This window comes from Lysobacter enzymogenes (genome assembly GCF_023617245.1).
Lineage (GTDB): Bacteria > Pseudomonadota > Gammaproteobacteria > Xanthomonadales > Xanthomonadaceae > Lysobacter > Lysobacter yananisis.
This window is the reverse complement of sequence record NZ_CP067396.1, coordinates 1,982,526-2,001,116: the sequence shown is the minus strand read 5'-3', so window position 1 is coordinate 2,001,116 and position 18,591 is coordinate 1,982,526. Positions and strand designations below refer to the sequence as shown.

General features: G+C 71.5%; 17 protein-coding genes and 1 pseudogene. 7 read left to right on the top strand and 11 right to left on the bottom strand.

The annotated features are described in order from the left end of the window. Window positions 1-420: a hypothetical protein gene (locus JHW41_RS08405; protein ID WP_250449607.1), complete on the bottom strand. Its 420-nt coding sequence runs from the start codon at window positions 418-420 to the stop codon at window positions 1-3. Beyond that, entirely contained in the window at window positions 417-1,559 is a 1,143-nt protein-coding gene (locus JHW41_RS08400) for an AAA family ATPase (RefSeq protein ID WP_078998953.1), read from the bottom strand. The genes JHW41_RS08405 and JHW41_RS08400 overlap by 4 nt, the downstream gene beginning before the upstream one ends. Before the next feature lie 342 nt (window positions 1,560-1,901). On the opposite strand from JHW41_RS08400, the gene JHW41_RS08395 reads away from it, so the two are divergent. Genes JHW41_RS08395 through JHW41_RS08385 form a run of 3 tightly spaced genes read left to right on the top strand, consistent with a single transcriptional unit; the run spans window position 1,902 to window position 4,680 of the window. Next, a complete protein-coding gene (locus JHW41_RS08395) occupies window positions 1,902-3,272 on the top strand; it encodes an ATP-binding protein (RefSeq protein ID WP_250449606.1) in 1,371 nt (456 codons plus the stop codon). Then, complete coding sequence (locus tag JHW41_RS08390; RefSeq protein ID WP_250449605.1) at window positions 3,272-3,751, top strand: hypothetical protein; 480 nt, start codon at window positions 3,272-3,274, stop codon at window positions 3,749-3,751. Before JHW41_RS08395 ends, JHW41_RS08390 begins: the two co-directional genes overlap by 1 nt. Beyond that, window positions 3,748-4,680: a tetratricopeptide repeat protein gene (locus JHW41_RS08385; protein ID WP_057948333.1), complete on the top strand. Its 933-nt coding sequence runs from the start codon at window positions 3,748-3,750 to the stop codon at window positions 4,678-4,680. The genes JHW41_RS08390 and JHW41_RS08385 overlap by 4 nt, the downstream gene beginning before the upstream one ends. Before the next feature lie 127 nt (window positions 4,681-4,807). Here JHW41_RS08385 and JHW41_RS08380 read toward each other — a convergent pair whose 3' ends face one another. The 3 genes from JHW41_RS08380 to JHW41_RS08360 form a co-directional block, all read right to left on the bottom strand. Then, window positions 4,808-5,536: a rhomboid family intramembrane serine protease gene (locus tag JHW41_RS08380; RefSeq protein ID WP_057948334.1), complete on the bottom strand. Its 729-nt coding sequence runs from the start codon at window positions 5,534-5,536 to the stop codon at window positions 4,808-4,810. Between the two features lie 219 nt (window positions 5,537-5,755). Then, window positions 5,756-7,564 (bottom strand): S8 family serine peptidase, encoded by a 1,809-nt coding sequence (locus JHW41_RS25950; RefSeq protein WP_284499537.1) that lies wholly within the window; start codon window positions 7,562-7,564, stop codon window positions 5,756-5,758. A 546-nt stretch (window positions 7,565-8,110) separates the two neighbouring features. After that, window positions 8,111-8,488, bottom strand: a complete 378-nt coding sequence (locus tag JHW41_RS08360) for an MGMT family protein (protein WP_428995475.1) — start codon at window positions 8,486-8,488, stop codon at window positions 8,111-8,113. Here JHW41_RS08360 and JHW41_RS08355 point away from each other — a divergent pair. Continuing rightward, window positions 8,487-8,891 (top strand): hypothetical protein, encoded by a 405-nt coding sequence (locus JHW41_RS08355; RefSeq protein ID WP_078998955.1) that lies wholly within the window; start codon window positions 8,487-8,489, stop codon window positions 8,889-8,891. The two genes, JHW41_RS08360 and JHW41_RS08355, sit on opposite strands and share 2 nt — an antisense overlap. A gap of 67 nt (window positions 8,892-8,958) precedes the next feature. On the opposite strand, the pseudogene JHW41_RS26625 reads toward JHW41_RS08355, so the two are convergent. The 3 genes and pseudogenes from JHW41_RS26625 to JHW41_RS08345 form a co-directional block, all read right to left on the bottom strand. Next, a pseudogene (locus tag JHW41_RS26625) lies at window positions 8,959-9,033 on the bottom strand (hypothetical protein); the annotation flags it as partial. 13 nt (window positions 9,034-9,046) lie between these two features. Then, window positions 9,047-10,174 (bottom strand): inorganic phosphate transporter, encoded by a 1,128-nt coding sequence (locus JHW41_RS08350; protein ID WP_057948337.1) that lies wholly within the window; start codon window positions 10,172-10,174, stop codon window positions 9,047-9,049. Window positions 10,175-10,184: 10 nt separating this feature from the next. Beyond that, window positions 10,185-10,811 carry a DUF47 domain-containing protein gene (locus tag JHW41_RS08345; protein ID WP_057948338.1) on the bottom strand — a complete coding sequence of 209 codons (627 nt, stop codon included), beginning with the start codon at window positions 10,809-10,811 and terminating at the stop codon, window positions 10,185-10,187. A gap of 444 nt (window positions 10,812-11,255) precedes the next feature. On the opposite strand from JHW41_RS08345, the gene JHW41_RS08340 reads away from it, so the two are divergent. After that, entirely contained in the window at window positions 11,256-12,587 is a 1,332-nt protein-coding gene (locus JHW41_RS08340) for a hemolysin family protein (RefSeq protein WP_057948339.1), read from the top strand. Then, complete coding sequence (locus tag JHW41_RS08335) at window positions 12,568-13,266, top strand: exopolysaccharide biosynthesis protein (protein ID WP_250449603.1); 699 nt, start codon at window positions 12,568-12,570, stop codon at window positions 13,264-13,266. Before JHW41_RS08340 ends, JHW41_RS08335 begins: the two co-directional genes overlap by 20 nt. 91 nt (window positions 13,267-13,357) lie before the next feature. On the opposite strand, the gene JHW41_RS08330 is transcribed toward JHW41_RS08335, so the two are convergent. From JHW41_RS08330 to JHW41_RS08320, 3 genes are all read right to left on the bottom strand, one after another. Then, window positions 13,358-15,502, bottom strand: a complete 2,145-nt coding sequence (locus tag JHW41_RS08330; RefSeq protein ID WP_250449602.1) for a putative bifunctional diguanylate cyclase/phosphodiesterase — start codon at window positions 15,500-15,502, stop codon at window positions 13,358-13,360. Beyond that, window positions 15,499-16,470, bottom strand: coding sequence for a phosphate/phosphite/phosphonate ABC transporter substrate-binding protein (locus JHW41_RS08325; RefSeq protein ID WP_078998974.1), 972 nt, complete (start codon window positions 16,468-16,470; stop codon window positions 15,499-15,501). Before JHW41_RS08325 ends, JHW41_RS08330 begins: the two co-directional genes overlap by 4 nt. 133 nt (window positions 16,471-16,603) lie before the next feature. Further along, window positions 16,604-17,386, bottom strand: a complete 783-nt coding sequence (locus JHW41_RS08320; protein ID WP_250450851.1) for an RNA methyltransferase — start codon at window positions 17,384-17,386, stop codon at window positions 16,604-16,606. A 250-nt stretch (window positions 17,387-17,636) separates the two neighbouring features. On the opposite strand from JHW41_RS08320, the gene JHW41_RS08315 reads away from it, so the two are divergent. Continuing rightward, window positions 17,637-18,455, top strand: coding sequence for an inositol monophosphatase family protein (locus tag JHW41_RS08315; RefSeq protein WP_057948341.1), 819 nt, complete (start codon window positions 17,637-17,639; stop codon window positions 18,453-18,455). Window positions 18,456-18,591: the final 136 nt, after the last annotated feature.

Below are 18,591 nucleotides of genomic sequence, written 5' to 3'. Positions count from 1 at the left end.
TCAGTCCTGCCAGCGCGCGCGGATCTGCGCGATCAGTTCGTCGCTGGCCGGCAACGCGCGATGCAACGGCACCAGTCGCGCCGGCTCGCGCAGCATCAGCAGCGGCGATTGCGGATGCCGCCGCGCCAGCGCGCGCTGCAGCAGGTCCAGCGGCAACCGCGGGCGCTGGGTGGTCGGCAGCCAAAGCGCCGGCGCGGGCTCGCGCGGGGCGATGTAGAGCACGCCCTCGCACCAGGGCAGCGCGTCGCCGGGGCCGGTGGCGACCAGCACGTCGGCGTTGGCGGTCAGCGCGAGCGCGCCGCGCCGCGCCGGCTCCAGCGCCTGCAGCGCGGCCAGCAGCGCGCGCGACGCGGCGCGGCCGACTCCGGCCGCGCCTTGCGGCGGCGGCGGTTCCGGCTCCGGGCCCCACGACCACTTCATGCCGCCGCCGACACCCGCTCGGCCAGGCGCGCTCGTTCGGCGGCCAGTTCGGCCGGCAACGCGTCGGCGTCGAAGTTGGCGTCGATCTCGCGCAGCAAGGCCTCGGCGATCACGCCCGCGCCGGGCGCGTCGCCGGGGCCGGCCAGGCAGGCGCGCGCGGCTTCGAGCAAACGCGCGACCCGCGACACCGGCTGCAACGCGGCATGCTCGACCGCCGCGCGCAGAGTCGGGTTGGCGGCGGCGGCGAGCGAATCGCGCAGCACATCCTGCGCCGCCACCTGCGCCTCGCGCGTGGGCAGCACGTAGAACAGCGGCCACAGGTCGGCCTCGGTCGCGTGGTCGCGCCCGGCCAGCACCGCGGCCGCGGCGATCAGGCGCTGGGCCTTGACGATGCGCCGGTCCGACAGGCTCAGCCCGGCGCCGCGCAGCTTGCGGATCGCATCGGCCAGCGCGCCGCGCGCGCGTTCCATCGCCACCGCCGGCACCCGCCGGCTCAGTTCGTCGATGTCGCTCAGTTCGGCCTGGTGCGACAAGGCCAGGCGCTCGGCCTGCCAACCGCCGGCGAGCAAGGCTTCGAGCTGGTGGTCCGGCACCGGCTCGACGAACAGGTGCAGCAGGAAGCGGTCGGCGAAGGCGGCCAGCGATTCGTCGTCGGGCAGCGCGTTGGACGCGCCGACGCAGACCCGCAGCGGGCACGCGATCTGGGTGTGGCCGCGGCGGAAGCGGCGCTCGTTGAGCACGCCGAGCAAGGTGTTGAGGATCGCGGTCGAGCCCAGGAACACTTCGTCGAGGAAGGCGACCTCGGCCTGCGGCAGCATGCCGCTGACGTCGGTCTCGACCACGCCCTCGCGCAGCCGGCGCAGGTCGACCGGGCCGAACAGTTCCGACGGCTCGGTGAAGCGGCCCAGCAGGTATTCGAAATAACGCCCGCCCAACGCCGCGGCGACCCGCCGCACCACCGCGCTCTTGGCGGTGCCGGGCGGACCGAGGATCAACAGGTGCTCCTGCGCCACCGCCGCCAGCACGATCAGTTCGGCCAACTGCTCGCGTTCGATCAGGCCGGTGGTGGCCGCGTGCACGGCATCGCGGACGCGGGCCGCGGCGTGTTGCGCGGCGGAGTCTTGCGGGCTGGAAATCATGGCGGAGGCGGCCTGGGTCCTTAGGCCGCGCGCGCGGCGGCGTGGCCGGCGCGGCGGGCGGGCGTGGAATCGGTAGGAGGGTCGGCCGCGCGCGCATGCCGCGGCCACAGCGCGCACTGTAGGCGCGGGCCGCGCGAAACCGCAACTGCGGTCGCGTTAGGATCGTGAGCGGCGCAGCGCTCGCGCGCCGTCGCCGCCACGCGCGGCGGTTGGTTACCCTATCGCTCCCCTGCTCCATTGCTCCCCCGCTCCATTGCCCCCCACTCCATCGCTCCCCTGCTCCACCGATCCGCTCTTTCGATCCGCTCCATTCACCCGCTCCGCTCCGGCCCGGATGCCGCCATGCCCGATACGCCACCGAACGATCCCACCGCCGGCCTGCTCGCCGCGCTCGCCGCCGGCCCCGACAATCCGGCGCTGGCCCGGCTGGTGGTCGACGCCTGCCTGGGCGCGGCCGACGCCGCCGCGCTGGGCCGCGCGCTGGACCTGTCCGGTCCGGCCCTGCTCGCCGATCCGGCCCAGCGCGACGCCGCGCTGGCGCTGCTGCTGCGCGCCGGCGACGACGCGCGCGCGCTCGCCGTCGCCGCGCCCGATTCGGCCGCCGCGCTGTTCGCGCAGGCGCGGCTGAAGCTCGGCGAGGGCGCGCGCGACGAAGCTCGCGCGCTTTACCAACGCGCGATCGCGCTGAATCCGGCGCTGGAAGACGCCGCGCTGGCGTCGGAACTCAGCGGCAAGGTGATCTCGCTCGCCGCCGCGCGCCGGCCCGCGCCGGGCCCCGGCGCGCAGACCAGCATCGCCAACGACGACACCGACGCCGACGACGTGGTCCGCCTGCTGCAACCGGCGCAGGCGCGGATCGACTTCGCCCAGGTCGGCGGGCTGGACGAGGTCAAGCAGCAGATCCGCCGCCGCATCGTCACCCCGTTCCTCAAGCCCTCGCTGTTCGAGCGCTTCAAGCGCCGCTCCGGCGGCGGCATCCTGATGTACGGCCCGCCCGGCTGCGGCAAGACCCTGCTCGCCCGCGCCACCGCCGGCGAATGCGGCGCGCGCTTCTTCAACGTCGCCATCACCGACGTGCTGGACATGTACATCGGCGAATCCGAGCGCAAGCTGCACGCGATCTTCGAGACCGCGCGCCGCCAGGCGCCGGCGGTGGTGTTCTTCGACGAAGTCGAGGCCATCGGCGGCAAGCGCCAGCACTCGCGCGAGGCCGGCGCGGCCAAGCTGGTCAGCCAGTTCCTGACCGAACTCGACGGCTTCGCCCAGAACAACAGCGGCGTGCTGATCCTCGGCGCGACCAACGTGCCGTGGGCGGTCGACGCCGCGTTCCGCCGTCCCGGCCGCTTCGACCGGGTGCTGTTCGTGCCGCCGCCGGACGAACCGGCGCGGCGCACGATCCTGCAACTGCTGCTGCGCGAACGGCCGCTGGCCGACGGCATCGATGCCGGCGAACTGGCGCGGCTGACCTCGGGCTACTCCGGCGCCGACCTCGGCCATCTGGTCGAGACCGCGGTCGACGAGGCGATCGAGGAATCGATCGAACAAGGCCGCGAGGCGCCGCTGACCATGCAGCACCTGCGCACCGCGCTCAAGGACACCCGCGCGACCACCCTGGAATGGCTGACCACCGCGCGCAACCACGCGCGCTACGCCAACCAGGGCGGCCAGTACGACGAGGTGCTGGACTTCCTCAAACGCCACGGAGCCGGCTGATGGCCGAACGCGCCCTGTACCGCCTGCCCGACGAGCCGCTGCCGTCGGGCCTGAGCCGCTACGCCACCGATCCGCTGTGGCCGCTGCTGACCCTGATGCTGGCCGGCGGCGGCTTTGGCCTGGCCTGGTTCGCGTTCAATTCCGCCGCGCTCGGCAGCCCGACCCGCACGCGCGAATGGGGCTGCGTCGCGCTCAGCCTGCTCGGCGCGCCGGCGCTGGTGATCGCGGTGACGGTCGCGGTCGGCGCGGGCTGGCTGACGCCGGCGGCGGCGCAGTACGCGCTGCTGTCGGTGCTGCTGCTCAAGGTCGCGGTGGCCTACGCGCTGTACCTGATGCAGCAACGCACCTTCGACATCTGGGAGCACTACGGCGGCGAGCCGCGCAACGGCATGCCGCTGACGATCCTGCTGGCCGTGGTCGGACGCGGCGCGCTCGACCTGTCGGCGCTGCCGCCGCTGCTGCGGGCGGCGCTGCAATGAGCGCCTTCGGCCACGACGCGCTGTACCGCATGGCCGAGCGCTACTACGCGCACGGCCAGATCGACGCCGCCATCGACGCGCTGCTGCGCCTGCTCGGCGAGGACGCCGACCACAGCGACGCGCACGCGTTCCTGGCGCTGTGCCTGGTCAAGCGCAAGCGCCTGCACGCGGCCGCGCTGGAGGCGCGGCGCGCGCTGGAGCTGACGCCCGAGTCGGCGTTCGCGCACCTGGCCGCGGCCAGCGCGGCGACCGCGCAGCGCCGCTACGCCGAGGCCGAAGCGCACCTGCAGGCCGCGCGCGAACGCTCGCCGGAGGCGGCGCCGGTGGCCGACGCCTTCGCCCGCCTCTACCGCGCCTGGGGCCGCGACGCGCAGGCGCTGGAGCAGGCGCGCCGGGCCTGCGCGCTCGACCCCGACGATCCCGACTACCCCGCCCTGCTGGCCTGGCTGGAACTGCGCCGCGGCGACCGCGCGCAAGCCGAGCGGCTGGCGCGCGAGGTGCTCGCCGGCCATCCCGAACACCTCGACGCGCTGTGCGTGCTCGGCCACTGCGAACTCGCCCGCGGCCGCGCCGACAGCGCCCGCGAGCACGCCGCCTGGGCCTTGCAGATCGATCCCACCGACGCCGACGCGCTGACCCTGATGGCCGCGGTCAAGGCGCGCCAAAGCCCGCTGCTGGGCCTGTGGTGGCGCTTGCAGAGCTTCCTCAGCGCCGGCTCGCGCACGCGCATGGTGTTGCTGCTGCTGGGCATGTTCCTGATCTACCGCATCGCCCTGATCGCGCTGCCGCAGCAGGGACTGGCGCAATGGGTCGGCCCGATCTCGTACGGCTGGCTGCTGTTCTGCGCCTACACCTGGATCGCTCCGACGCTGTTCTGGCGCTCGGTCAAGAAGGAACTGGAACAGGTGCGGCTGCGCCCCGGTTTCTGAGCGGGGTGCTTTTTGTAGGAGCGGCGCAAGCCGCGACCGCGACGACGCAACCGCCGCGCAAGTTGCGGCGTAGGTGAGTTGTCGCGGTCGCGACTCGCGTCGCTCCTACAACGGCAGCCGTCGCGGCTTACTTGACCAGCCGCAGCTTCGACGCCTTGCGCCGCGCGCGCAGCGCCTCGGCGCGCGGGTCGCGGCGCGGGCCGCCGCTGCCGCCGCGCGGCGGGTGCGAGCGCCACCAGCGGATCAGCAGCCAGCCCACCAGCATGCCGCCGAGATGGGCGAAGTGGGCCACGCCGGTGCCGGTGGTGAACACGCCGTAGAACAGCGAGGCGACCACGTACACGATCACCAGCGTGCGCGCCTTGAGCACGATCGGGAACGGCAGCAGGGTCACCTTGCGGTTCGGGAACATCACCCCGTAGGCCAGCAGCAGGCCGTAGATCGCGCCCGACGCGCCCAGGGTCAGGATCAGCTGGCCCTGGTAGATGGCATAGGTGGCCGCCGCCAATTGCAGCAGCGCCGAGCCGAGCAAACAGACGACGTAATAGATCGCGTAGCGCCGCGCGCCCCATTCGTGCTCGATCGACGCGCCGAACATCACCAGCGCGAGCATGTTGAACACCAGGTGGCCGAGCCCGCCGTGCATGAAGCCGGAGGTCAGCAACTGCCACGGCATGAAGCCGGGCCCGTCGACCTCGTACGGCGCCGGCACCCACGGCCACAGCTCGAACCACAGCGGCCAGGCGCGCGTGGCTTCGCTCGCGCCGGCGATGGACTGCAACAGGAAAACGGCCACGTTGGCGATCAGCAGCTTGCGCGTGACCGACGGGATGCTGGAAAAAAGCCTGGAAACCATCGCGACTCCTCGAATCGGGCGCTATGGTAGCCGCGCCCGCGCCCCATCGAGGTGAGCGCGGCGTGCAGAGCGTGCAGGCGGTTCAGAAAATCGCCGCGCGGCGCCCTGCCGGCGCTGCGGCGACAAAAAAACCCCGGCCGAAGCCGGGGTTTTCGCAACGCTCCACATCGCGGCCTCGCGGCAGCCCGGACCCGCGGGTCCGGGCCCGGCGGGCCTCGATCAGAAGGTGATGCTCCAGGTGTCGATGCGGCCGGTGTCCAGGTAGGCGTTGTCGTTGACCCGCAGCTTCCACGCGCCGTTGAGCGGCTCGCTGGAGAGGTTGAAGGTGAAGGTGCCGGTGACGTTGTCGGCGCTGCCGCCCGAACGGTTGCTGATGTTGTACAGCGAGCCGTCCGGCGCGACCAGGTCGACCTTCAGGTCGCCGCGGTAGGTGTGGATGATGTTGACCGAGACCTGCGCGTTGGTCGGCGCGTTGCCGCTGCGGCCCGACACCGTGATCGCGCTCTCCACCGTGGCGTTGTCGCGGATCGCCACGTCGGTGCCGTTGGTGTAGGTCTGCGCGCCGCCGCTGCCGACGGTGACCGTGGCGGTCTTGGTGTTGGTGGCGCCGTCGTCGTCGGTGACGGTCAGGCTGACGGTGTAGGTGCCGGCCGCGGCGTAGGTCTTGCTCGGGTTGGTCGCGGTGGACGTGGTGCCGTCGCCGAAGTTCCAGCTGCGCGAAGCGATGCTGCCGTCGCTGTCGCTGGAGCTGTCGGTGAAGTTCACCGTCAGGCCGCTGGCCGAGGAGCTGAAGTTCGCCGTCGGCGGGTTGTTGCCCGGGCCGGGGCCGCCGGAGAACAACGAGTACAGCAGCCGGTTCGGCGAGCCGCGCAGGTCGGTGATCTTGCCCGGCGTGGCGTTGTCGACGATCGCGGTGGCGACTTCGGCCGGCGTCGCGCTCGGATGCGTGGCCAGGTACAGCGCGGCGGCGCCGGCGACGTGCGGCGACGCCATCGAGGTGCCGCTCATGGTCGCGGTCGAGGTGGCGCCGCTGATGCCGGCGGAGACGATCGAGGTGCCCGGCGCGAACAGGTCGAGGCAGGTGCCCCAGCTCGAGGCCTGGCTGCCGGTCCAGATCGAACGCGCGTCGTTGCGGTCGCTGGCGCCGACGGTGATCGCGCGCGGCACCCGCGACGGCGACTCGGTGCAGGCGTCGATGTTGCCGTTGCCGGCGGCGACCACCGCGACCACGCCGGCGTCGATGAGGTTGTTGACCGCGGTGTCGGTCGCGGCCGACGCCGGGCCGCCCAGGCTCATGTTCGCCACCGCGGGCTTGACGTGGTTGGCGGTGACCCAATCGATGCCGGCGATGATCTGCGAATTCGGCGCGGTCGAGCCGCAGCCGAACACCCGCACCGGATGCACGGTCGCCTTCTTGGCCAGGCCCCAGGTGGTGCCGGCGACGGTGCCGGCGACGTGGGTGCCGTGGCCGTGGCAGTCGGTCGTGCTCGGATCACCGGCGACCGAGGAGAAGCCGTTGCCGATGCGGCCGGTGAATTCGTTGTGGTCGGCGCGCAGGCCGGTGTCGACGATGTAGGCGTGCACGCCGGTGGCGTCGGTGTCGTAGGTGTAGGTGGTGCTCAGCGGCAGGTCGCGCTGGTCGACGCGGTCCAGGCCCCAGGTCGCGTTGTTCTGCGTCGCCGAGACCGACATGTAGCCGTCCTCTTCGACGAAGGCCACGCGCGGATCCTTCAGCAGCGCCGACAGCGCGGCGTCGTCGGCATCGACCACGAACCCGCGCAGCGCGTGCTCGTAGCTGCGCAGCAGCTTGGCGCGGTGCTGGCCGGCGATGCCGCGCGCGACCGCGGGCATGTTGCCCACGCCGCGGCTGCTTTGGCTGGAAAGGGTGGCGGCCTGTTCCTTCAGTACGACGATGTAGCGGCCTTCGATCGGGCGGTCCACGGTCAGCAGTTCCGCGGCCAGTCCGGGCAGCGCAACGCAAGCGATGGAGGCACCGATGGCCAGCGACAAGATCCGACGACGATTCATGCACGTCTCCTGAGTGTGAGGGGCCCGCCGAACGCCCGCCGCGCGGCCGTCCGCAGCCTGGGCTGCGAACGGCCTGAATCACACGAGCCCCCCCGGCCCGAAAACGCGATGCGCGAACGTCCCGCCGCGACGCCTGCGGCGCCGCTTGCAACCCCGATGTTGAACCCGCGTGATGCTGCATTTGCGCAGCAGGAACATCGCCGGCGGTCCGCGCTCCGGTACACCACGAACGCGCGGGCCGTGCGATGGCGGCGATGCGTTCGCAGGCCGCGGACAACAACCTAGGAGCGCGCGCAAGCGCTGTCCATGCGCTGGAAACGATTTATCGATGCACAAATTGCGATGCCGTCAGGCACTTTTAAAAATGCATCGCGTCACGGACCCCGCGGGCCGCGCGATACCTCGGCGTACAGCGTCGCGCGACGACGCCGGGCCGCGCCTGCGCGCGCGGCGACCGCGACGCGAACCGGCTGCGCTGCAATGTGCGCTCGGTGCAGAAGCGTTCGGCCGTTCGTTCGCGGCGCGTGGCCGGCGCCGGCGCGGCGCTTACTCGGGCGGCCCCCAGATCTGTTCGTCCACGCTCGGCGCCGCGCGCTGCCCGCGCACCCGCCCGTTCTCGACCTTCACGCCTTCCGCGCGCAGGCGTTGGGATTGTTCGCGCCAGCCCTTGGAACCCTCCGGGAAGGCGATGCGGCCGTCCGAGCGCAGCACGCGGTGCCAGGGCAGCCTGGCGTCCTCGTTCTGGCCGAGCAGCCGCGCGACCAGGCGCGCGCGTCCGGGCAGTCCGGCGCGGCGCGCGACCTCGCCGTAACCGGCGACTTCGCCGCGCGGAATCGCGCGGATCGCGGCGAAGATGCGTTCGGCGGCAGTTTCGCTGTCCATCGCGGTAGCATATGCCCTGTTGCGCGCAGGAGTCGCCCCCATGCAGTTCGACCGTATCCACAAGCATCTGACCCAGGCCGGATTCCGCCTGTCCGTCCACGACAGCGTGATCTGCGTCGAGCTCTCGCTCGAACAAGGCACCCGCCACCAGTCGATCTTCCTGTCCGAACAGGAGGACGACGACGGCCGCGCGTTCCTGCGGGTGAGCACCGCGATCGCCCCGACCACCGGCCTGGACGCGCGCCGCGCGCTCGCGTTCAACTGGGAAAGCCACGTCGGCTATCTCGCCATCGGCAACCTCGACGGCGTGCCCTACCTGCAATTGTGCGAGAACCGCCCGCTGGAGACCCTGGACGCGGCCGAGCTGCAGCGCCTGGTGATGGAAATCGGCGGCGTCGGCGACCGCATGGAACGGGTGCTGTCGGCGGACGGCGATCTGCTCTGAGCGATTCGTGGGAAGGCCTTCAGGCCCGATGCTCTTGTTTCATGCTCTTGTTTCGGTTCGCCGCGACCCGAGCCGGAAGCATCGGGCCTGAAGGCCCTCCCACAAAACGAAAAAGGCCCGCATCCGCGGGCCTTTTTCGCATCCGGCGCCGGGGCTCAGATCCAGCCCATGAACCGCATCAGCTCGAACAGCCCGTAAGCGATGCCGCCGGCCGCGGGGATCGTCAGGATCCACGCCCAGATCATCTTCTCGACCACGGTCCACTTGATCGAGTTGAAGCGCTTGGCCGTGCCCACGCCCATGATCGCGGCGGAGATGTTGTGGGTGGTCGAGACCGGAATGCCCAGCGAGGACGCGGCCATGATCACCGAGGCGGCGCTGGTCTCGGCGGCGAAGCCGTGGATCGGGTGCAGCTTGACCAGCTTGTGGCCGAGCGTCTTGATGATGCGCCAGCCGCCGGCGGCGGTGCCGGCCGCCATCACGATCGCGCAGGTCAGCTTGATCCAGGTGTCGATGTCGTTGTGGGCGATCGCGCCGGGCGAGGGATGCAGGAACGCCAGCCACGCCGGCAGGTTGTCGAGCGTGCCGGCCTGCTGCGCGCTGATCAGGGCCAGGGCGATGATGCCCATGGTCTTCTGCGCGTCGTTCATGCCGTGGGCGAAGCCCATGCCGGCGGCGCTGAGCAGCTGGGCCTTGCCGAAGAAGCCGTTGACCCAGCGCGGCCGCGCGATCCGCCGCAGCACGCCGCCGCTCGCGGCCATGGCGGAGATCAGCGCGAACAGCACGCCCATGACCAGGAAGCCGGCGGCGAAGCCGAGCACCGGCGAGGTGAACATCGGCACGATCACCTTCCACAGCACGCCGGCGCTCTTCCAGATCGGTTCGGCCGGGTGCGACCACACCACCGCGTGCCAGTTGTTGGAGGCCGCGGCGATCGCCGCGCCGCACAGGCCGCCGATCAGCGCGTGCGAGGACGAGGACGGCAGGCCCAGCCACCAGGTGATCAAGTTCCAGATGATGCCGCCGAGCAGCGCGCACAGCAGCAGCTGCGAACCGACTTCGACCACGCCGGCGTCGATCAGGCCCGAGGCGATGGTCTTGGCCACCGCCGTGCCCCACAACGCGCCGACCAGGTTGGTCGAGGCCGCCAGCATCACCGCCTGCATCGGCGAGAGCACCTTGGTCGCCACCACCGTGGCGATGGAATTGGCGGTGTCGTGGAAGCCGTTGACGTATTCGAAGATCAACGCGGCCAGGATCACCACCAGGACGAGCGTAAGCATCGCGCGCGCCTCAGGAGTTTTTCAGGACGATCTGGTAGGCGACCACGCCGGCCTCGCGGCAGCGGTCGATGGCCTTTTCCAGGATCTCGAAGAACTCCTTCAGCAGGAACATCTGCAGGTTGTCGAGCTGGCCGGAATAGATGTCGCGGTACAGCTCCAGCATCAGCCGGTCGGCCTCGTTCTCCAGCGCGCGCAGCTGGTCGTTGAGCGCCTTCATCGGCTCCAGCTTCAGGTGGCGCAGCTGGTGGACCATCTTCACCACCACGTCGGCGGCCTGTTCCAGCATCGCCGCGCGCGGGGCGAAGTCGATGTGCTCCAGGTGGCGGGTCGCCAGCGAGTAGCGGTCGGCGAACTTCTCCACCTGCTTGGGGATCTTGTACAGCGCCGAGGACAGCGCCTCGATGTCCTCGCGCTCGATCGGGGTGATGAAGCTGTCGACCAGCTCCTGGCTGATCTTGTCGGAGGTCTCGCGCTCGCGCTGGCGCGCCAGCTTGAACGCGTCCAGCGCCGGCTGGCGGTCGGCGGCCTTGAGCATCTCGTGCAGCGCCTTGGTCGCGTCGTGGGCGGCGACGGCCGCTTCCTCCAGCAGGGTGTAGAACTGGTTGCCTTGGCCGAAAATCGTCTGCAGGGAGAACATGCGGGGAGCCTCTGGGCCGGTCGCGGCGAGGCCGTCCGGCGGGTTCGAATGGGGGTCGGCGACCGGCCGGGCCGGCGCCGCGCGCCACCGCGCCGGAGGGCCGGAACGGGGCGTGCGGGCGCGATTATGACGGTTTGACGACGGCCCGCCCACCTTGACGGGCCATCCGGGCGTCCCCAGTACGGTACGGACCCGCACCGAGTTGGCGGTTCCGCGCGCCGGCCCGGCTTTCACGAAAGGGCGCCGCACGGGCCTGCTAAGATCGGCCCCGCCCCGTCCCCCGCTCCGCGCGGCGGCCGCGGCGACCCTTCCTTTCACGCACCACACAATGGACGACGACCCAAAACCGCCGCCCGGCCGCGCCCTGCCGGCCCTCGCGCACCGCACCGCCCCTTTCCGTGAATCGCCCTTGCGAGGGTCCACCGGCCACAGGAGGCGCTGCCGATGCTGGAACTTCTGATCGTCGTGGCCCTGATCGTCCTCAACGCTTTCTTCGCGATGTCGGAGATGGCGCTGATGACCTCGCGCAAGCTGCGGCTCAAGCAAATGGCCGAGACCAGCAAGGGCGCGCGCACCGCGCTGGCGCTGGCCGAACAGCCCGACAACCTGCTGTCCTCGGTGCAGATCGGCATCACCGGCATCGGCGTGCTGACCGGCTATTTCGGCGGCGAGTCGATCGGCCTGGTCATCGCCGGCTGGCTCAGCCACGTGCTGACCGGCGATTTCGCCCAGTACGCCCGTCCGATCGGCATCGGCACGGCGATGGCGCTGATCACCGCCTCGCAGGTGATCTTCGGCGAGCTGATCCCGAAGCGGCTGGCGCTGACCAATCCCGAACGCATCGCCAGCACGGTGGCGGTCGTGCTGTACACCATCACCCGCGTGGCCAGCCCGGTCGTGCGCGCGCTCGGCGCGATCAACCGCTTCGTGCTGCGCCTGCTCGGGATCAAGGACGACGCCCGCAGCGAGATCAGCGAAGAGGAGATCCGCCTGCTGGTCAGCGAAAGCCACGAGCAGGGCGTGATCGACGCCGACGAGCGCAAGATGGTCAACCGCGTGCTCAGCCTCGGCGACCGCACCGCCGACAGCCTGATGACGCCGCGCACGCGCATCGCCTGGCTCGACGCGTCCGCCTCGCGGGAGGAGAACCTGGCGATCATGCGCGAGTCGCCGTTCTCGCGCTTCCCGGTCTACCGCGGCAGCGACCAGGACGTGCTCGGCGTGCTCGAGGCCAAGGCGCTGCTGGCCGATCTGGTCCAGGGCCGGGTGCCCGACCTGTTCGGCCAGCTCAAGGAAGCGCTGTTCGTGTCCGAGTCCACCCACGCGCTGAAGCTGCTGGAGATCTTCCGCGAGGAACAGCAATCGGTGGCGCTGGTGGTGGACGAATACGGCGACGTCACCGGCCTGATCACGGTCAACGACCTGCTCGGCGCGGTCATCGGCCGGGTCCAGAACGCCGACTCCGACGACCAGCCCGGCCCGGTGGTGCAGCGCGAGGACGGCAGCTACCTGGTCGACGGCGCGCTGCCGGTGGAGGAGTTGCGCGAAGTCGTCGGCGGCCGCCTGCCGAACGAGGACGAGCACGACTTCAACACCGTCGCCGGCATGGTCATCGCCCACTTCGGCCGGATCCCGCACGTGGGCGAGCATTTCGCCTGGGCCGGCTGGCGGATCGAGGTGATCGACCTGGACGGCCCGCGCATCGACAAGCTGCTGCTGCAGCCGCAGCAGGCCAAGCCCGCGGAATCCGGCGACGATGACGCCACCAGCGGCTGATCGCGACCCGCCCGGGCGCGGCGACGGCGGCGCGCGCCGCCGCGCCGGCGCGGGCGCCGCGCACGAGGCCGGCACGCGCGCCTTGCTCGACGCCATCGCCGCCGGCGATCCCGACGAGGCGGTCAAGTTCGGCGACGTGTTCAACGGCCTCGGCAACCGCTCGTTCGGCATGCTGCTGTTCGTCTCCACCCTGCCCGCCTTCATCCCGATCCCGGGCGTCGGCGGCGCGGTCAGCGGCCCGCTGGTGATCCTGGTCGGCCTGCAGTTGCTGATCGGCCTGCGCAAGCCGTGGCTGCCGGGCTTCATCGCCCGGCGCGGCCCGCACCGCAGCGCGCTGGGCAAGTTCCGCAACCTGCTGGCGCCGTGGCTGACCCGGCTGGAACGCTTCGTCAGCCCGCGCCTGCCGGCCGTGCTCGACCATCGCGCCGCCAGCGCCTGCACCGGCCTGCTGCTGGTGCTGGTCGGCGTGCTGCTGTCGCTGCCGATTCCGTTCACCAACTTCCTGTTCGGCGCGCTGCTGCTGTTGTTCGCCTTCGCCCTGCTCGAACGCGACGGCAAGCTGATGCTGATCGCCTGGGCCGCGGGCGCGGCGGCGGTGGTGGTGTTCGGCATCCTCTCCGGCAGCCTGGTGCAGGCCGTGGCGGAGTGGGTCGCTTTGGCCCAAGACAAGCTGGGCTGAAAACGAGGAGTGAGCGGAGAGAAGTGAGAAGTGAGCGAAAGCAGGCCTTCGCTCTTGCTCACTCCTCACTTCTCTCCGCTCACTCCTCGCCTCAAGGCAACTGCGCCAGAAACTCCGCCGCCGGCACCGGGTGCCCGAGCCAATAGCCCTGCGCCAGATCGCAGCCGCGCTCGCGCAGCACCGCGTACTGGCCTTCCTTCTCCACGCCTTCGGCCACCACGATCACGCCCAGCGAATGGGCCATGGCGATGATCGCGGTGGTCAGGGCCAGGTCGTCGGGGTCGCGCAGCACGTCGGCGATGAAGCTGCGGTCGATCTTGACCCCGTCCACCGGCACCCGGCGCAGGTGGCTCAGGCCGGAGAAGCCGGTGCCGAAATCGTCCAGCCAGACCTTGACCCCGCTCGCGCGCAGCCGCGACAGCAACGCGCTGGCGTGGACTTCGTCGCCGATCACCGCGGTCTCGGTCAGCTCCAGGTGCAGCCGCCAGGCCGGCAACTGGGTTTCCTGCAGGCAGGCGGCGACCACGTTGGGCAGGTCGCCATTGCGCAGCTGGCGCGGCGAGACGTTGACCGAGACGAACAGCGGCTCGGCATCGGGGCGCGCGCGCTGCCACGACACCGCGTCCTCGCAGGCCGCGCGCAGCACCTGCGGGCCCAGGGTCTCGATCTGCCCGCTCTGCTCGGCCACGTCGATGAACACCGACGGCGCGATCAGGCCCTGCTCGGGATGCTTCCAGCGCAGCAAGGCCTCGGCGCCGACCATGGCGCCGTCGCCGAGCCGGTACACCGGCTGGTAGGCCAGGCTCAGTTCGCCGCGGTCCCAGGCGCCGCGCAGCGCGTGTTCGAGCTGCACCCGCCGCTCCACCGCCTGGTCCATCGCGCGGCTGTAGAAGCGGTAGCAGTTCTTGCCGGCGACCTTGGCCTGGTACATGGCGATGTCGCCGTTCTTCATCAGCGAGGTCGCGCCCGCGGCGTCTTCCGGATACAGGGTCACGCCGATGGACGTGCCCAGGAACACCTGGCGCTCGTGCACCGCGATCGGCTGGCCGAGTTCGGCCACCAACGCCTCGGCCAGGCGGGTGGCGACTTCGCGCGCGGCGTCGGGGCGGCCGGCCTCGCCGCGGCCCTGCACCAGCATGACGAATTCGTCGCCGCCGAAGCGCGCCAGCAACGCGCTGTCGCCGCCGACCCGCTCGACCGTGGCGGCGATGCGCTGCGCGCACTGCAACAGCACCTCGTCGCCGGCGTCGTGGCCGAGGGTGTCGTTGACCCGCTTGAAGTCGTCGATGTCGGCGAACAGCAGCGCCAGCTGGCCGTGGCCGCCGTCGAGCTGCTGCAGGCGCGCGTCCAGCGCCTCGCGGAACGCCAGCCGGTTGGCCAGCCCGGTCAGCGAATCGGTGTAGGCCATGCGCCGGATGTCGCGGTCGTGGCGCGCCAGCGACTGGCTCATGCGGCTGAAGGCGCGCATCAGGTCGCCGACTTCGTCGTTGTGGCGGGCCGCGTCGGAATCGTCGAACTGGCCGAAGCGGCCGTCCTCGATCGCGTGCGCGGCCTCGGCCAGATCGCGGATCGGCCGCACCAGCCAGCGCTGGATCAGCCACAGCATCGCCGCGCCCAGCGCCAGCAGGCCCAGGCTCAGCAGTCCCACCCACAGCAACTGCAGCCGGCCGAGCGCGTCCAGGCGCTGGCGCAGTTCGTCCAGCGCGCTGTCCTGGTAGGCGCGCATGGCCTTGAGGTCGTAGCCCACGCGCACCCCGCCCAGGCGCTGCTGGCCGATCTTGATCGGCGCGGACACGTCGAAGGTGTTCTCGTCCCACTGCCCGAGCAGGCGTTGCGAGGCCACGATCCGCGCCGCCATCGCATCGTCCATGCGCTTGCCGTAGCTCGGAATCGCCTCGCTGCCGTCGTGGACGATGTTGCCGTCGTTGTCGTAGACCACGACGTAGCGCACGCCGGGGTTGGCCATCGCCGCGCGGCCGAGTTCGCCGATCGCGTCCAGGTCGAAGTAGTACAGCGGGTTGGTCAGCGAGCCGGCGAGCTGGGCCACCTCGCCCTCGCCGTGGCGGCGCAGGCTGGCGACGAAACTGTCGCGCATCGCGTCGCGGCTGACCCCGACCACCGCGCTCTGGATCCGCTCCTGGCGCAGCAGCAACAGGGTGATCAGCACCGCCACCACCAGCAGGGCCAGGCCCATGATCGACAGGAACTTGGCCTGCAGGCCGCGCGGCGATTTCATTCCACCTCCGCGCGCACCTGCGCCACGCCGTGGCCGATGCGGTCGAGCGCGCGTTGCGAGGCCGGGTCGACCGGCATGAAGCGGGTGGTCTTGAAGAAGCGCAGCAGCGCCTCGCCGGCATCGGGATCGCCGGCCGCCTCCAGCAGCACCTCGCGCAGGCGCGCGCTGACTTTCGGATCCAGGCCCGGGCGCACCAGCTCCAGCGCGCGCGGGTAGTCGGCGCTGCGGCCGATCAGGACCAGATCGCCGCGGAACGCCTCCGGCACCCGGCGCGGATTGTCCCAGTCCAGGTTGCTCATCACCCCGGCATCGACCAGGCGCTTGTGCACCCAGGTGGCGATGTTGAGTTCCGAGCGCGCGAACAGGTAGCCGACCGCGCCGCGGTTGATGCGGTCGGTCGGCGACAGCAGGATTTCCAGGCGCAGCCCGCGCTCGAGCAAGGTCGCGGCGGGCACGAAGTAGGCGCTGGTCGAGGACGGGCGCTGGAACGCGACGTTGTGGCCGCTGAGGTCGTCGAGCGAGCGCAGGCCGCTGTCGCGGCGGGCGAAGAACACGCTGTGGTAATGGCTCACGCCGTCGCGCTCGGTCAGCAGCAGCGGCAGCGCGCCGGCGCGCTGGTTCAGCAGCATCGCGGTGCCGGCGGTCTCGCTGACCCAGTCGACCCGGCCGCGGCGCAGATAGCTGCCCATCTGCTGCGCGTCCTTGGCCATCAGGATCCGGCCCTCGCGGATGCCGACCTCGGCCATGCGCGGGACCACGTAGTCCAGCAGCGGCTTGAGCTGTTCGTAGTGGGCCTTGGGATCGTCGCTGATCCGGCCCAGCACCAGCACATGGGCGTCGGGATCGTCGCCGTGGCCATGGCCGGGGCGCTCGTGCGGCGCCGGCGACGCGGCGGCCGGACCCCAGGCCCCTGACAGGGCCAGTCCGAACAGCAACGCCAAACGCCAAGCTCTAGCGACCAATCGCATCATCCTCGCCGAGCGGATCGGCACACCGCAGCGGCAGCGTAATCGAAACCCCGGGGCGGCCGATAGTTCGGCCGCGCCGGCCCGCATGGCGCAGCGCGCCGCGGCGACCGGCGTCGCGACGGCCGCGGGCGCGTCAACGCTTCTGCGCGGCGGCCAGCAGCATCGCGGTGCGCTCCACGTCGGCCAGCACGCCGCGCAACAGGCGCACTTCGCGCTCGTCGAGCTGGGCGCGCAGGAACAGCCGGCGCAGCTTGTGCATCGCCGCCTCGGGCGTGCGGCCCTTGTGGAAGTCGATCGCGTCCAGGGCCTGGCCGAGCTGGCCGAAGAAGCCTTCCATCTGGGCGTGGCTGGCCGGCGGCTCGCGGCGGTCGCCGCCGTCGCCCACGATCGCCGCGGGCAGCGGCGCAGGCGCCGCCGCCGGCGCGGACGCCGCCAGCGAGGCCATGCGCAGCTCGTAGCTGAGCACCTGCACCGCCGCGGCCAGGTTCAGCGAGCTGTAGGCCGGATTGGCCGGAATGTGCACGGCGGCGTGGCACAACTGCAATTCGTGGTTTTCAAGGCCGGTGCGCTCGCGCCCGAACACCAGCGCGACCTCGCTGCCGGCGCGGGCGCGGGCCTCGCACAGCGCGGCGGCCTGGCGCGGGTCGAACTGCTCCAGGGCGATGCGCCGGCTGCGCGCGGTGCAGCCGAGCACGAAATGGCAGTCGGCCACGGCGGCGGCCAGGTCCGGCGCGACGGTCGCCGCGGCCAGGACGTCGTCGGCGCCGGCGGCCAGGGCGTAGCTGTCGCGGTCCGGGGCCTTCTCCGGCGCGGCCAGGACCAGCCGCGACAGGCCCATGGTCTTCATCGCCCGCGCCGCCGAGCCGATGTTGCCGGGGTGCTGGGTGCCGACCAGGACGACGCGGATGCGGGCCATGGCCGGGTCGATGGCGGCGGGTTCGTCGCCGGGCGCCGGGCCGGGCGCGGGCGCCGATGCAGCCTCGAGCGGGTTGGCCTTAGGGTTGGCGTTCGGGTTGGCGTTTTCGGTCGCCTGGGCGGTCGGGGCGGGTTCGCGGGGATCGTGATTCATGCGCAGATGGTAAACTCCCCGCCCCGGCCACAGGCGCCGGCCCGCTCTTTCCCCCCGTCAGCCGTCCCCACCTCATTCCGCCCGAGGCCGTAAAGCCATGCAGAAACCCGCCGTCACCCTCATGGTCAAGGCCGCCCGCGCCGCCGGCAACATCCTGTTGCGCCACATGCACCGCCTGGACGCGCTCAACGTGGTGGAGAAGGACCGCATGGACTACGCCAGCGAAGTCGATCGCCTGGCCGAAGCCGAGATCATCAAGGAATTCCGCCGCGCCACGCCCGACTACGCCATCCTCGGCGAAGAGCACGGCCCGCTCGGCCAGTCGCGCAACACCTGGGTCATCGACCCGCTCGACGGCACCAGCAACTACCTGCACGGCATCCCGCATTTCTGCGTGTCGATCGCGCTGTGCGAAAACGGCGAGCCGACCCACGGCGTGATCTTCGACCCGCTGCGCAACGACCTGTTCACCGCCAGCCGCGGCAGCGGCATGCAGCTCAACGAAAAGCGCGTGCGCATCGCCGACCGCAAGGACCTCGGCGGCGCGATGCTGATCACCGGCTTCCCGCCGCGCGAACGCGCCCGCGCCAGCGCCCACCTCAAGTGCCTGGACAACCTGCTGCTCGACGCCGAGGACGTACGCCGCACCGGCTCGGCCGCGCTCGACCTGGCCTACGTCGCCTGCGGCCGCGCCGACGCCTACTTCGAAGCCGGCCTGAAGCCCTGGGACGTGGCGGCCGGCGTGCTGATGGTGCGCGAGGCCGGCGGCAAGGTCTCCGACTTCAAGGGCCGCGCGACCGGGCCGATGGACAACCGCGGCCTGCCGCCGCGGCAGATCGTGGCCGGCAACCTGCGCATCGCCGAAGCGCTGCAGCAGCGCATCGTCAACACCGGCTACGCCGCCGCGTTCGACTGAGCCGGCGCGCCGCGACGGCGCCGCTGCCGAACGAAAAACGCCGCGCCCGTCGCGGCGTTTTTCGTTGGCGTTCCCGAATCTCACGCCGCGACGGGCGCGCGATCGGATGGTACCGGCTTGCCTCGCGCGCCGAGGC

Bases quoted from the DNA above. Each gene is read 5' to 3' on its own strand.
- JHW41_RS08320 (WP_250450851.1), bottom strand. From the start codon at position 17,386: ATGGCCCGCATCCGCGTCGTCCTGGTCGGCACCCAGCACCCCGGCAAC.
- JHW41_RS08360 (WP_428995475.1), bottom strand. From the start codon at position 8,488: ATGGGGGCGACTCCTGCGCGCAACAGGGCATATGCTACCGCGATGGAC.
- JHW41_RS08315 (WP_057948341.1), top strand. From the start codon at position 17,637: ATGCAGAAACCCGCCGTCACCCTCATGGTCAAGGCCGCCCGCGCCGCC.
- JHW41_RS08335 (WP_250449603.1), top strand. From the start codon at position 12,568: ATGACGCCACCAGCGGCTGATCGCGACCCGCCCGGGCGCGGCGACGGC.
- JHW41_RS08340 (WP_057948339.1), top strand. From the start codon at position 11,256: ATGCTGGAACTTCTGATCGTCGTGGCCCTGATCGTCCTCAACGCTTTC.
- JHW41_RS08345 (WP_057948338.1), bottom strand. From the start codon at position 10,811: ATGTTCTCCCTGCAGACGATTTTCGGCCAAGGCAACCAGTTCTACACC.
- JHW41_RS08385 (WP_057948333.1), top strand. From the start codon at position 3,748: ATGAGCGCCTTCGGCCACGACGCGCTGTACCGCATGGCCGAGCGCTAC.
- JHW41_RS08405 (WP_250449607.1), bottom strand. From the start codon at position 420: ATGAAGTGGTCGTGGGGCCCGGAGCCGGAACCGCCGCCGCCGCAAGGC.
- JHW41_RS08395 (WP_250449606.1), top strand. From the start codon at position 1,902: ATGCCCGATACGCCACCGAACGATCCCACCGCCGGCCTGCTCGCCGCG.
- JHW41_RS08355 (WP_078998955.1), top strand. From the start codon at position 8,487: ATGCAGTTCGACCGTATCCACAAGCATCTGACCCAGGCCGGATTCCGC.
- JHW41_RS25950 (WP_284499537.1), bottom strand. From the start codon at position 7,564: ATGAATCGTCGTCGGATCTTGTCGCTGGCCATCGGTGCCTCCATCGCT.
- JHW41_RS08400 (WP_078998953.1), bottom strand. From the start codon at position 1,559: ATGATTTCCAGCCCGCAAGACTCCGCCGCGCAACACGCCGCGGCCCGC.
- JHW41_RS08350 (WP_057948337.1), bottom strand. From the start codon at position 10,174: ATGCTTACGCTCGTCCTGGTGGTGATCCTGGCCGCGTTGATCTTCGAA.
- JHW41_RS08390 (WP_250449605.1), top strand. From the start codon at position 3,272: ATGGCCGAACGCGCCCTGTACCGCCTGCCCGACGAGCCGCTGCCGTCG.
- JHW41_RS08380 (WP_057948334.1), bottom strand. From the start codon at position 5,536: ATGGTTTCCAGGCTTTTTTCCAGCATCCCGTCGGTCACGCGCAAGCTG.
- JHW41_RS08330 (WP_250449602.1), bottom strand. From the start codon at position 15,502: ATGAAATCGCCGCGCGGCCTGCAGGCCAAGTTCCTGTCGATCATGGGC.
- JHW41_RS08325 (WP_078998974.1), bottom strand. From the start codon at position 16,470: ATGCGATTGGTCGCTAGAGCTTGGCGTTTGGCGTTGCTGTTCGGACTG.